Genomic DNA, 12175 nt, shown 5'->3' on the forward strand with positions numbered 1-12175 from the left:
TGAACAAAGAAAAGTAAAGCCAAAACACAGCCCCGAGCGCCACGGGGAAGTCCAAAATTTCTCCGACATTGGCGAAGACCATGCGGCGATGCATTTACCGAAGTCCCTCGCAGCGGCCGCCGTGCTGCTTGCCTCGCTGGCCGCGTTTCCCGCATGGGCCACCGATCCGTTCACCGTGCGGGACATCCGCCTCGAAGGCCTGCAGCGCGTGGAGCCCGGCACCGTGTTCGCCACCATGGGCCTGAAGGCCGGCGACACCTACAGCGACGAGCGCGGCAGCAACGCCATTCGCGAACTGTTCAAGCTGGGCCTGTTCAAGGACGTGCGCATCGACGTCAACGGCAACGTGCTGGTGGTAGTGGTCGAAGAGCGGCCCACGGTGGCCGACGTCGACTTCGTCGGCACCAAGGAGTTCGACAAGGCCGCGCTGCAGAAGGCGCTGCGCGAGATCGGCCTGGCCGAAGGGCAGGCCTTCGACAAGGCGCTGGCCGACCGCGCCGAGCAAGAGCTCAAGCGGCAGTACATCAGCCGCAGCCTCTACAACGCCCAGGTCGTGACCACCGTCACGCCGCTGGAAAACAACCGCGTGAACCTGACCTTCACCGTGACCGAGGGCGAGTCCGCGCGCATCAAGGAAGTGCACGTGGTCGGCAACAAGGACTTCAGCGAAAGCACCCTGCTCGACCTGTTCGACCAGGACACCGGCGGCTGGCTCGACTGGTACACCAAGTCCAACCAGTACTCGCGCACCAAGTTCAACGGCGACCTCGAAACCCTGCGCTCGTACTACATCACGCGCGGCTATCTCGAATTTCGCATCGACTCCTCGCAGGTCGCGATTTCGCCCGACCGCCAGACGCTCACCCTCACCATCAACATCACCGAAGGCCACAAGTTCGTCGTGGCCGGCGTGAAGCTCGCGGGCGACTACATGGGCCGCGAAGACGAGTTCAAGACGCTGGTCACCATCCGCCCCGGCGCGCCCTACAACGGCGAAGAAGTGGCCGCCACCACCAAGGCCTTCAGCGACTACTTCGGCACCTTCGGCTACGCCTTCGCGCGCGTGAAGGCCGAGCCGGAGATCGACCGCGAGAACAACCGCGTGACCATGGTGCTGCGCGCCGAGGCCTCGCGGCGCGCGTACGTGCGGCGCATCAACATCGGCGGCAACGCCAAGACGCGCGACGAAGTGATCCGCCGCGAGTTTCGCCAGTACGAAGGCGCCTGGTACGACGGCAACAAGATCCGCGCCTCGCGCGACCGCATCGACCGGCTGGGCTTCTTCACCGACGTGAACGTCGACACGGTCGACGTGCCCGGCTCGCCCGACCAGGTCGACCTGGCGGTGAGCGTCACCGAGAAGCCCACGGGCTCGCTGCAGCTGGGCGCGGGGTACTCGTCGACCGACAAGGTGTCGCTCACCTTCGGCATCACGCAGGAGAACGTGTTCGGCAGCGGCAACTACCTGGGGCTGAACGTGAACACCAGCTCGTACAACCGCACCATCTCGCTGACCGCGACCGACCCCTACTTCACCAAGGACGGCATCTCGCGCACGCTGAACGTGTTCCACACCACCACGCGGCCCTACTACGAGGCCGACGGCAACTACAAGCTCGCGAGCGACGGCGGCTCGGTGCGCTTCGGCTTTCCGGTGGGCGAGCAGGACACGGTGTTCCTGGGCATCGGCGTGGAGCGCTATTCGTTCACGCCGGGCACCAACGGCACCTATGCGCTGGTGGACGGCTCTTACGTCTACACGGCCACGCCGCAGGCCTACCTGGACTACTTCAAGTGCACCGGCACCGCGCCGAGCGTGAGCTGCGCCAGCTCGAGCATCGTGGGCATTCCGGCCACGCTGGGCTGGTCGCGCGACGACCGCGACAGTGCGCTGGTGCCCACGCGCGGCGTGCTGCAGAGCGCCAACCTCGAAGTGGGCGTGGGCAGCGAGCTGCGCTACATGAAGTCGAACTACCAGTACCAGCAGTACTTTCCGCTGTCCAAGCAGTACACGCTGGCCGTGAACGGGCAGCTGGGCTACGCGCGGGCGCTGGGCAACAGCACGTTCCCGATCTTCAAGAACTTCTACGCGGGCGGGCTGGGCTCGATCCGCGGGTTCGAGCAGAACTCGCTGGGCCCGACCGACGCGGTCACGGCGGGCTCGCTGGGCGGCACGCGCAAGGCGATCTTCAACATGGAGTTCAGCACGCCCTTTCCCGGCGCGGGCAACGACAAGACGCTGCGGCTGTACTCCTTTCTCGACGCGGGCAACGTGTTTGCCGACCGCACGGCGAGCATGACCGACGCGCAGTGGAAGGCGCAGAACCGCATTCGCGCTTCCACCGGCATCGGCATCAGCTGGATCTCTCCGCTGGGGCCGCTGCGCCTGGCATACGCGCTGCCGCTGCTGTACCAGAAGGAGGACACGGCCAACAACATCGCGGCCGACCGCACGCAGCGCTTCCAGTTCCAGATCGGCACTTCTTTCTGAGCCGGAGGGCCGCAGCCATGGGACGCATCCTGCTGGTGGAAGACGGGCGCGACAGCGCCGCACAACTGCGCGCGGAACTGTTCGCGCACCTGCACGGCGCGGGCCACGAGGTGGAGCAGATCGGCGACGGCGCGGCCGCGCTGGAGCGCATCCTGACGGCGCCGCCGGCGCTCACGCTGCTCGACATCGTGCTGCCGCCCGCGCAGCAGCCCGCACCGGCCGTGTTGGGCAAGACCGCGGGCGTGGCCACGCGGGCGATCTCGGACGGCATCGACGTGCTGCAGCAGGTGCGCTCGCACAGCAACCACCCGATCATCATGCTGACGGCGCGCGCGCAGGAGCACGACCGACTGCGCGCGCTCGACATGGGCGCCGACGACTACGTGTGCAAGCCCTTCTCGCCGCGCGAGGTGGTGGCGCGCGTGAACACGGTGCTGCGCCGGCATGCGATGCGCGATGCGGTGATGGCGGCCGGACGGCCCTCCGCCGCGGTGAAGCTCGACAGCGCGCCGGGCACGCGCGGCAACGCCCGGCTGGAAGACCGGCCGCTGGCGCTCACGCGCCGCGAGTGGCTGCTGCTGCGCGCGCTGTCGAACGACCCGGGGCGCGTGTTCACGCGCGCAAAGCTGCTGGAGGCGGCGTTCTTCGACGCGCTCGACGTGAACGAGCGCGCGGTGGACGGGCACATCAAGAACCTGCGCAAGAAGCTGGCGGACGTCGCGCCGCTGCACGACTGGATCCGCTCGGTGTATGGGGTGGGCTTCAGCTTCGCGGACCGGCCGGCGGGTTGATGGAGGCGCGGACGTTTGCTCGTGTCAGCCCGCGGGGCGCGGCGGCACCAGGGCCTTGATGCGCGCGGCGCCTTCCAGCGTGCGCGGGCGACCGGGCCGCAAGCCTGCGCCCATCTGCGGGCCCGGCGCCCCGGTCATGCCTGGCATCGGGGGCATTCCCGGCGGCCCCGACATGCCCGACATTCCCGACATGCCCGGCCCGCCTTGCGGCGGCCGGTCGACCACCGGGTTCGCCGCCGGGTCGACCACCAGCGCGAGCGTGGCCACGTAGCGCTGGCGCTCTTCGCGCACCGCGCCCAGCACGGTGTCGCCGGCGCGCAGCGCGATGCCGTCGACGCTGTTGAGCGTGTCGCGCACCCGCGAGCGCTGGTACGGCGAAACCTGCGTGTAGAGGAACTCGCTCAGCGCATCGGGCAGGAAGAACTGCGAGGTGAGCACGGCGCGCGCGCCGTTTAGCACCTTCATGTGGATGTGCGTGGTGCGCCCCGCGTACCAGCCCGGGTACACGGTGGCGAAGGCGGCGATGCCGTCGCGGTCGGTGAACTGGCTGCCGCGCAGAAAGGTCTTGCCCTCGAAGGCGCCCGCGCGGTCGTCGCCCTGCCCGCCGAAGCCCGAGTAGCGGCCCTGCATGTCGCAGTGCCACAGGTCCACGCGCAGCCGGGGCAGCGGCCGCCCGGCGGTGTCGCACACGGTGAAGCGCACCTGCAGCGGCACGCCCTCCAGGCCTTCGGTGATGTCGCTGCGCACCTGCGCCAAGTCGAGGTAGTACGGGCCCTCGGTGGTCTGCGCGGTCAGCGGGAGCTTCTGTGTGGTGGCGGCAGTGGCGCTGGTGGCAGCTGTGGTGCGTGCCGTGGCCGCCAGCGTGGCCGCGCCCAGGCCGGCCAGCAGGCCGCGGCGGCCCAGGGCGGGTGTGTTCGAAGGGGTCATGGTGTCTTCTCCTCGGGGGTGGCGCCGGGCCGGGCCGGGCGCGTGGCGCAACCTTCGGCCCACAGCACGAGCAGCGTCCATGCCTGGGCGACCAGCCAGAAAAACACGGTGATCGCACCCAGCAGCGCCAGTCTCAGTTCCGGATTCATGGGCCCATGCTGCGGCCGCATCCGGGAGAAAAGATGGAGAAGAGACGGAAAAAAGGCGAAGAAAAAGGAGCGCGCAAGGGCGCGGCCGGTTTCTCCCAATTTCCTCCACATTTGGCCGACATCATTGGTTTTCGCACCGTTTCCACCCCTGCGCGACGCCGTTCGCGCCCTGTTCACCTCACGCCGGTCCGCCTCCCATGCATGTCGCAGAATGCGGCCATGCCCGCCTCCCGCCCATGCCGCAACTGACCCTCTCCCGCAAGATCTTCCTGGCGCTGGCCGCCTTGTTGATCGTGCTGCTCATCAGCTTCGCGGGGCTGTCGATCATTGCGCTGCAGCGCGGGCTGGGCTCCTACGTGGCCGAGATCGAGATCCGCCGCATGGACTGGCTGGCGCAGCTGGTGCTGAAGAACTACGTGGCCACCGGCGACTGGAAGAACCTGCGCGACAACGAAGACGCCTGGCAGCGCCTGCAGATGGGCCGCTTCGCCAACGTGCTCGACAGCGCCGCCGCCAACGGCGACGAGCGCCGGCTGCCGCCGTGGTACGAGTACCGCGCCATGCGCGCAGCACCGCCGGGCAATGCCGCAGACGGAACGCCGGGCGGCCCCACCGGCACCACCTCCACCACAGGCACCACGGGTGCCGTCGACGTCAACGCCCCGCCGCCACCGCCCCCCTCCCCGCAGCTCGACCTGCTGCCGCGCCGGCTGCCCGGCATGCCGCCGCCCTGGGTGTTCCCCGATCCGCGCGGCATGCACGACTCCATCTTCCAGCGCCTGGCCGTGCTCGACGCCGGCGGCGCGCGCGTGGTCGGCGCCGACCTCGACCTCGCCAACGCCGCGCGCATGCCGATACGGCACAACAAGTCGGTCGTCGGCTACCTGGCGCTGGCCCCGCTGCAGGGGCTGGAGAGCGAGGCCGACCGCGCCTTCATCGCGCGCCAGTCGGGCGTGATCGTGCTCACCGGCCTGTGCGGCCTGGGCTTTGCGCTGGTGCTGTCGTGGCTGCTGGCGCGGCGCTGGTTCAAGCCCATCGACGAGCTCACGCAGGCCGCGCAGGACGTGGCGCGCGGGCGGCTCTCCACCCGCGTGGCGGTGCAGGGCTCGGACGAGCTGGCGCTGCTGGGCAAGACCTTCAACGACATGGCGCAGCGGCTGGACACGGTGGAGGCCTCGCGCCGCGCCTGGCTGGCCGACGCGGCGCACGAGCTGCGCACGCCGCTGGCGGCCATGCGCGCGGAAATAGAGGCGCTGCAGGACGGCGTGCGCACCTTCGACGAGCGCACCGCGCTGCGCCTGCACCGCCAGGTGATCCGACTCGGCCAGCTGGTGGACGACCTGCGCAGCAGCATGCGCGAGCCGCGCAGCGACGTGCTCACCGCCACGGTGTACCCGCTGTCGCTGCTCAAAGAGGCGCTGGACCATACGCGCGACCGCTTCGCCAAGCGCGGCGTGCAGGTCGACCGCGCCGCCGTCGACCGCATCGACAGCTTCTCGCAACCCACGATCGACGGCGACGCGCACCGGCTGCACCAGGTGTTCATGAACCTGCTGGAGAACACGCTGGCCTACACCGACGAAGGCGGCGCGCTGCGCATCGACGTGACGGTGGAAGGCGCGTGGACCGGCAACTGCCTCACGCTGCTGTTCGACGACAGCGCGCCCGGCGTGCCAGAGAGCGAGCTGCCGCGCCTGTTCGACCGCCTGTTCCGCGGCGAGACCTCGCGCAGCCGCGAACACGGCGGCTCGGGGCTGGGCCTGTCGATCTGCCGCGCCACCGTGGAGGCGCACGGCGGCACCATCGACGCGTCGGCCTCGCCGCTGGGCGGGCTGCGCGTGACCCTTACCCTGCCACTGAGCGCATCGCCATGACACGCATTGCCATCGTCGAAGACGAAGCCGACATCGCCTCCGTGGTGCAGGACTACCTGCGCCACGCGGGCTACGAGACCACGCATTTCAGCGACGGGCGCAGCGCGCTGGAGGCCATCGTGGCCGCGCCGCCCGACCTCACGCTGCTGGACGTCATGCTGCCGCGCATGGACGGCATCGAGGTGCTGCGCCGCGCGCGCGAGCACACGGCGCACCCGATCATCATGCTCACCGCGCGCATCGAGGAGGTCGACCGCCTGCTCGGGCTGGAGCTGGGCGCGGACGACTACGTGTGCAAGCCCTTCTCGCCGCGCGAGCTGGTGGCGCGGGTGCGCGCGGTGCTGCGGCGCACGGCCGGGCCGGCCTCGGGTTCGCCCGGCGCGCCGGGTTCGGCGGCGGACGGCGCTGGCGACGCTCCCGGCCTGGTGCTGGACGACGTGCACTGGCGCGCGTCGCTCGAAGGCACGCCGCTGAACCTCACGCGGCGCGAGTTCGGGCTGCTGCAGGTGCTGTCGCGTCACCCGGGGCGCATTTTCTCGCGCGCCCGGCTGCTCGAGCTGGCCTACGACGACACGGTGGACGTGACCGAGCGCGCCATCGACAGCCATGTGAAGAACCTGCGCCGCAAGCTGGGCGCCGCGGCGCCCGAGCACGACTGGATCCGCTCGGTGTACGGCGTGGGCTTCGCGTGGGAGGCGCCGGTGCCGGCCTGAACCTAGCTTGAGCCTGGCCTGGCCTGCACGGTCTATTCAGCAGGCAACGCCGGCTTCTTCTTCAGCCCCAGCGCGCCCTCGAGCATGCGCATGACCGTCTCGCGCGCCTGCTCGAAGTCTTCGGGCTCCAGCGTCTTCTTGCCCAGCAGCATGCGCATCTGCCACGCGAAGTCGGCGTAGGTCTGCGTCATGGCCCACAGCGTGAACAGCAGGTGCGCCACCGGCAGCGGCGACACGTCGCCGTTGGCCATCCAGCGGTGCAGCACGGCCGCCTCGGCGCGGAACGCGGGCACCAGCTTGGCCTCGATGTCCTCGGCGCACTGCGGCGCCTGCGAAATGATTTCCTGCGCGAACAGGCGCGAGCCCGACGGGTGGTCCCAGGAGAACTGCAGCTTCTGCGTCACGTAGCGCTCCAGCGCGGCGTAGGGGTCGAGGTCGGCGGCGGCCAGGCTGTCGAGGTTGGACAGCCAGGCGTCGAGCACGTCGTTGAACACCCGCCGGTACAGCGCCTTCTTCGAAGGGAAGTAGTACAGCAGGCTCTGCTTGGAAAGGCCCGCGTCGGCCGCGATGTCGTCCACCGACACGCCGCCGTAGCCATGCACGGCGAAGCGCTCCTGCGCCACGGCGAGGATGGCGCTTTCGAGGTTCTGCCGGCGGGCCTGCCGCTTGACGGCGGGGGGGCGGGGGACGCTCATGGGTTCTTCATGCGCGCGAGAAAGCGCACCAGCCGGTCGTCGCCGCACTGCGCCACGTTGAAGCGGTACCAGGCCAGGGGTTGCGGCGTGCCGCCGAAGTCGCTCGCCGCGGCCAGCGGCAGGCCCTGCTTGCGCGCCTCCTGCAGCACGGCCTCGGCGCCGGGGCGCGGCTCGCTGCCGGGCGGCCAGCCGGCGCACAGGAAGGGGCCGCCGTCGGGCACGTGCAGCGCCTGCAGGCCCGCGCCGGTGAGCAGCGAGAGCGTGCGCTCGCCCGCGATCTTCAACGCCGTGTTCAGCTTCTGCAGGAAGCGCGGGTAGCCCGCGTCGGCCAGCACCTCGCAGGCCACGCGCTCTTCGAACTCGCTGGGGCCCAGCGTGGTGTGCAGGCAGCGCAGCGCGGGGTCGTCGACCCAGCGCTGCGGCAGCAGCACATGCGCGAGCCGCAGCTTGGCCGACAGCGTGGTCGACACGCCGCCCACCTGCGCCACGCGCTGCAGCCCGTCCATGGCGGCCAGGCTCGGCGCCTGCACCGGCGACAGCCCGCGCCAGGTGTCGAGCTCGATCACGCGCAGGTCGTGCCGCTCGGCCGCCTGCAGGGCCTGGTGCGCGCCCTGCGCGCTCATGGACACGCCCAGCGGGTTGGACACGGCGGTCGACACGAGCAGCAGGCGCCGGCGCCCGTCGCCCGGCAGCCGCGGCGCGAGCAGGTCGAGCGCGGCGATGTCCAGGCAGGCGCCGCGCCGCGGCACTTCGAGAATGCGCCGGCCCAGCGTGAGCACCAGGTTGCGCAGCTGGCGCGAGGCGGGCGACTCGAGCAGCACGGCGTCGCCGGGCTCGGTCCAAGCCTGCAGCAGGCACATGGCGGCGCCCAGGCTGCCGGCGGCCGTCATCACCTGCTGCGGCAGCAGCGAAGGCAGCTCGGCGCGGTGGCGCGCCGCGATCAGCTCGCGCAGGCGCGGCAGGCCGAAGCTGGGGCGCACGCCGCCTTCCCAGTCGGGCGCGGCGCGCGCCACGCGGCGCAGGGCCTCGCGCACCAGGTCGTCGCCGCGGTACTCGGCGGGCGGCGGGCGGTCGTGGCCGGCCGAAGCATCGGCGATGCGCGGCACCGCCTCGGGCAAGCCGGCGGTGTCGCCCAGGCGCGCGGGGCGGTGCAGCACGTAGTAGCCGCTGCCCGGTCGCGAGCCCAGCACCGAGCGCGCGCGCAAGGCGCTGTACGACTCGGTGACGGTGAAGGTGCTGACGCCCAGCTTGCCCGCGAGCGCGCGCACCGAGGGCATCTTGGTGCCGGGCGCGAGACGCCCGTCGGTCACGCGGAGTTCCACGCCCTCCACCAGGCGTTGCGCCAGGCCCAGGCCGGGGGCGGCCTGGTTCATGTCGCCCATGAGGCCCTGCATCCAGCCCGCGCCGGACAGGGCCGCAGGAGGCTGCACGAGGTCGCGCGCCAGGGGGTTGAGCGCCACGGGATTGAGCGTGGGGTTGCTCGAACTCTGCATTGCGTTTGTCTCCTTCGAACTCGACAGGCGCGTCGATGGTCGCGGGCCGGCGAAAGACAGGGTTTGCCCGAAGGATGCGTGCTGCCCGGTGCACCGGACAGCCAGCGAATCGGCGGCAAACACTTTCTTGCGCGCCGCGCCAACTGTGTATGGGCGGCACCCTTCGTTTGCTGAATCATCGCGACATTCGACCACTTGGTCAAACTTCACGAGGGCTCGCTCCCCCGTGTCGAACACAGATTCCCCACCACGATCCTGGAGCCTGAACGCCCATGAGCAGCACGATGAACCCCGTCGCGCCCACCGCGCACATCGCCTCCGATGTGCGCGCCGGTCGCCTGGACCCCGCCCAGTACGCGAAGAACTTCTGCGACGCCCACCCACCGCTGAACGTGGTGCAGGCCAACATCGAGGCCGAGCGCTGCTACTACTGCTACGACGCGCCCTGCCAGACGGCCTGCCCCACGGGCATCGACATTCCCACCTTCATCCGCCGCATCGCCGACGGCAACCTGCGTGGCGCGGCGCGCACCATCCTCGAGGAGAACCCGCTGGGCGGCATGTGCGCGCGCGTCTGCCCGACCGAGGTGCTGTGCGAGCAGGCCTGCGTGCGCAACACCAACGAGAGCAAGCCGGTGGAAATCGGCCTGCTGCAGCGCCACGCGACCGACGCCTTCTTCGACGCGCCCGGCGCCCCGCTGTTCGTGCGCGGCGCCGACACCGGCAAGCGCGTGGCCGTGGTCGGCGCGGGCCCGGCCGGCCTGGCCTGCGCGCACCGGCTCGCGGTGCTGGGCCACCAGGTGACGCTGTTCGACGCACGCCCCAAGCTCGGCGGCCTGAACGAGTACGGGCTCGCCAGCTACAAGACGGTGGACGGCTTCGCGCAGCGCGAGATCGAGTGGCTGCTGTCGGTCGGCGGCATCGAGGTGCGCAACAACCAGGCGCTGGGCCGCGAGCTGCACCTGGACGCGCTCGCCGCCGGCTACGACGCGGTGTTTCTCGGGCTGGGCCTGGCCGGCGTGAACACGCTGGGGCTGGGCGAGCAGGCCGGCGTGCGCGACGCGGTCGACTTCATCGCCGAGCTGCGCCAGGCCGCGTCGCCGGCCGACGTGGCCATCGGCCGCCACGTGGTGGTGATCGGCGGCGGCATGACGGCGGTCGATGCCGCGGTGCAGTCGCGCAAGCTCGGCGCGGAAGACGTGAGCATCGTGTACCGGCGCGGCGAGCAGAGCATGGGCGCCTCGCCCGACGAGCAGAGCTGGGCCAAGGAGAACGGCGTGCGCATCGTGCACTGGGCCGCGCCCAAGGCCCTGCGCGCCAAGGGCGGCGTGCTGCGCGGCATCGACTTCGCGCGCACCGCGCTGGCCGACGGCCGGCTGGTCGAAACGGGTGAAAGCCTGGCGCTGCAGGCCGACATGGTGCTGTGCGCCATCGGCCAGAGCTTCGTGGCCACGGTGCTGGAAGACGGCGGCGTGCAGCTGCAGGGCGGGCGCATCAGCACCGACGCCGAATGCCGCAGCTCGCGGCCCAAGGTGTGGGCCGGCGGCGACGCGCGCTTCGGCGGGCGCGACCTGACGGTGGAGGCGGTGGAAGACGGCAAGCAGGCCGCGCTGTCCATCGACCGGCACCTGCGGGACGTGCAGCACCTGCGGGCCGCTTGAAGCGCCGGCGACGCCTTCCCTCTCTTCTCTTCACTCCATCCCATCCGTTCGCGCACCGTCGCGACAGGAGCAATTCACATGGCAGACCTGAGCACCGATTTCGTGGGCATCCGCAGCCCCAACCCCTTCTGGCTCGCCTCCGCGCCACCGACCGACAAGGAGGTCAACGTGGTGCGCGCCTTCGAGGCCGGCTGGGGCGGCGTGGTGTGGAAGACCGTGGGCGAAGACCCGAACGTGGTCAATGTGCACGGCCCGCGCTATGCGGTGTCGTACGCCGCCGACCGCCGCGTGACGGGCTTCAACAACATCGAGCTGATTTCCGACCGCCCGCTGCGCACCAACCTCGAGGAGATGACGCGCGTGAAGCGCAACTGGCCCGACCGCGCGCTGGTCGCGTCGGTGATGGTGCCGTGCACCGAGGCGTCGTGGAAGAACATCCTGCCGATGGTGGAAGACACCGGCTGCGACGGCCTGGAGCTGAACTTCGGCTGCCCGCACGGCATGAGCGAGCGCGGCATGGGCGCGGCCGTGGGCCAGGTGCCCGAGTACATCCAGATGGTGGCCGAGTGGTGCAAGCACTACTCGAAGCTGCCGCTCATCGTGAAGCTCACGCCCAACGTGGCCGACATCCGCCCCGCCGCGCGCGCCGCGAAAAAGGGCGGCGCCGACGCGGTGAGCCTCATCAACACCATCAACTCCATCATGGGCGTGGACCTGGACGCCATGGCCATGTTCCCCAACACCGGCGGCATGGGCTCGCACGGCGGCTACTGCGGCCCCGGCGCCAAGCCGATCGCGCTGCACATGGTGGCCGAGATCGCGCGCGACCCGTCGACGGCGGGCCTGCCCATCTCAGGCATCGGCGGCGTCTCGACCTGGCGCGACGCGGCGGAGTTCATCGCGCTGGGCAGCGGCTCGGTGCAGGTGTGCACGGCCGCCATGGTGTACGGCTTCAAGATCGTGCAGGACCTGTGCGACGGCCTCTCCAACTTCATGGACCAGAAGGGCTACGCCAGCCTCGCGCAGCTGCAGGGCCGCGCCATCGGCAGCATCACCGACTGGAAGCAGCTCAACCTCAACCACGTCGACAAGGCCGTGATCCACCAGGACGCCTGCATACAGTGCGGGCGCTGCCACGTGGTGTGCGAAGACACCTCGCACCAGGCCATCAGCGCCACGAAGGACGGCATGCGCTACTTCGAGGTGAAGGAGGAAGAGTGCGTGGGCTGCAACCTGTGCGTGTCCATCTGCCCGGTGCCCGGTGCGCTGTCGATGCGCACGCTGAAGCCCGGCGAGATGGACGCGCGCACCGGCCACCCGGTGCTCGGCCAGTACGCCAACTGGACCACGCACCCGAACAACCCGATGAGAGCTTGATCCA

The 12175-nt window shown here is 70.5% G+C and carries 10 protein-coding genes; 6 read left to right on the forward strand and 4 right to left on the reverse strand.

From position 1 onward, the window contains the following. Positions 1-88: 88 nt before the first annotated feature. Together bamA and AB6807_RS37955 are read left to right on the forward strand one after the other, a co-directional pair. Positions 89-2491, forward strand: a complete 2403-nt coding sequence (gene bamA / locus AB6807_RS37950) for an outer membrane protein assembly factor BamA (protein ID WP_371088617.1) — start codon at positions 89-91, stop codon at positions 2489-2491. Between the two features lie 17 nt (positions 2492-2508). Continuing rightward, entirely contained in the window at positions 2509-3282 is a 774-nt protein-coding gene (locus AB6807_RS37955) for a winged helix-turn-helix domain-containing protein (RefSeq protein WP_371088618.1), read from the forward strand. A gap of 24 nt (positions 3283-3306) precedes the next feature. On the opposite strand, the gene AB6807_RS37960 is transcribed toward AB6807_RS37955, so the two are convergent. Together AB6807_RS37960 and AB6807_RS37965 are read right to left on the reverse strand one after the other, a co-directional pair. Continuing rightward, positions 3307-4209, reverse strand: a complete 903-nt coding sequence (locus AB6807_RS37960) for an intradiol ring-cleavage dioxygenase (RefSeq protein ID WP_371088619.1) — start codon at positions 4207-4209, stop codon at positions 3307-3309. After that, complete coding sequence (locus AB6807_RS37965; RefSeq protein WP_165840311.1) at positions 4206-4358, reverse strand: hypothetical protein; 153 nt, start codon at positions 4356-4358, stop codon at positions 4206-4208. Before AB6807_RS37965 ends, AB6807_RS37960 begins: the two co-directional genes overlap by 4 nt. A gap of 236 nt (positions 4359-4594) precedes the next feature. Here AB6807_RS37965 and AB6807_RS37970 point away from each other — a divergent pair, with 236 nt between their 5' ends. Continuing rightward, positions 4595-6232, forward strand: coding sequence for an ATP-binding protein (locus AB6807_RS37970; protein WP_371088620.1), 1638 nt, complete (start codon positions 4595-4597; stop codon positions 6230-6232). Continuing rightward, positions 6229-6945, forward strand: coding sequence for a response regulator (locus AB6807_RS37975; RefSeq protein ID WP_371088621.1), 717 nt, complete (start codon positions 6229-6231; stop codon positions 6943-6945). The genes AB6807_RS37970 and AB6807_RS37975 overlap by 4 nt, the downstream gene beginning before the upstream one ends. 32 nt (positions 6946-6977) lie before the next feature. On the opposite strand, the gene AB6807_RS37980 is transcribed toward AB6807_RS37975, so the two are convergent. Next, positions 6978-7640 carry a TetR family transcriptional regulator C-terminal domain-containing protein gene (locus AB6807_RS37980; protein ID WP_371088622.1) on the reverse strand — a complete coding sequence of 221 codons (663 nt, stop codon included), beginning with the start codon at positions 7638-7640 and terminating at the stop codon, positions 6978-6980. Beyond that, positions 7637-9133: a PLP-dependent aminotransferase family protein gene (locus AB6807_RS37985; RefSeq protein ID WP_371088623.1), complete on the reverse strand. Its 1497-nt coding sequence runs from the start codon at positions 9131-9133 to the stop codon at positions 7637-7639. Before AB6807_RS37985 ends, AB6807_RS37980 begins: the two co-directional genes overlap by 4 nt. A 272-nt stretch (positions 9134-9405) precedes the next feature. Here AB6807_RS37985 and AB6807_RS37990 point away from each other — a divergent pair, with 272 nt between their 5' ends. Next, entirely contained in the window at positions 9406-10794 is a 1389-nt protein-coding gene (locus tag AB6807_RS37990) for an NAD(P)-dependent oxidoreductase (RefSeq protein ID WP_371088624.1), read from the forward strand. Between the two features lie 78 nt (positions 10795-10872). Then, a complete protein-coding gene (preA, locus tag AB6807_RS37995) occupies positions 10873-12171 on the forward strand; it encodes an NAD-dependent dihydropyrimidine dehydrogenase subunit PreA (RefSeq protein WP_116909209.1) in 1299 nt (432 codons plus the stop codon). The last annotated feature ends 4 nt before the right edge of the window (positions 12172-12175 follow it).

Origin of the sequence: Variovorax sp. RCC_210, from assembly GCF_041355175.1 — a bacterium.
Classification (GTDB): domain Bacteria; phylum Pseudomonadota; class Gammaproteobacteria; order Burkholderiales; family Burkholderiaceae_C; genus Variovorax.

Excerpts from the sequence above, each read along its gene's own strand:
- bamA (WP_371088617.1), top strand. The coding sequence starts at position 89 with ATGCATTTACCGAAGTCCCTCGCAGCGGCCGCCGTGCTGCTTGCCTCG.
- AB6807_RS37955 (WP_371088618.1), top strand. The coding sequence starts at position 2,509 with ATGGGACGCATCCTGCTGGTGGAAGACGGGCGCGACAGCGCCGCACAA.
- AB6807_RS37960 (WP_371088619.1), bottom strand. The coding sequence starts at position 4,209 with ATGACCCCTTCGAACACACCCGCCCTGGGCCGCCGCGGCCTGCTGGCC.
- AB6807_RS37965 (WP_165840311.1), bottom strand. The coding sequence starts at position 4,358 with ATGAATCCGGAACTGAGACTGGCGCTGCTGGGTGCGATCACCGTGTTT.
- AB6807_RS37970 (WP_371088620.1), top strand. The coding sequence starts at position 4,595 with ATGCCGCAACTGACCCTCTCCCGCAAGATCTTCCTGGCGCTGGCCGCC.
- AB6807_RS37975 (WP_371088621.1), top strand. The coding sequence starts at position 6,229 with ATGACACGCATTGCCATCGTCGAAGACGAAGCCGACATCGCCTCCGTG.
- AB6807_RS37980 (WP_371088622.1), bottom strand. The coding sequence starts at position 7,640 with ATGAGCGTCCCCCGCCCCCCCGCCGTCAAGCGGCAGGCCCGCCGGCAG.
- AB6807_RS37985 (WP_371088623.1), bottom strand. The coding sequence starts at position 9,133 with ATGCAGAGTTCGAGCAACCCCACGCTCAATCCCGTGGCGCTCAACCCC.
- AB6807_RS37990 (WP_371088624.1), top strand. The coding sequence starts at position 9,406 with ATGAGCAGCACGATGAACCCCGTCGCGCCCACCGCGCACATCGCCTCC.
- preA (WP_116909209.1), top strand. The coding sequence starts at position 10,873 with ATGGCAGACCTGAGCACCGATTTCGTGGGCATCCGCAGCCCCAACCCC.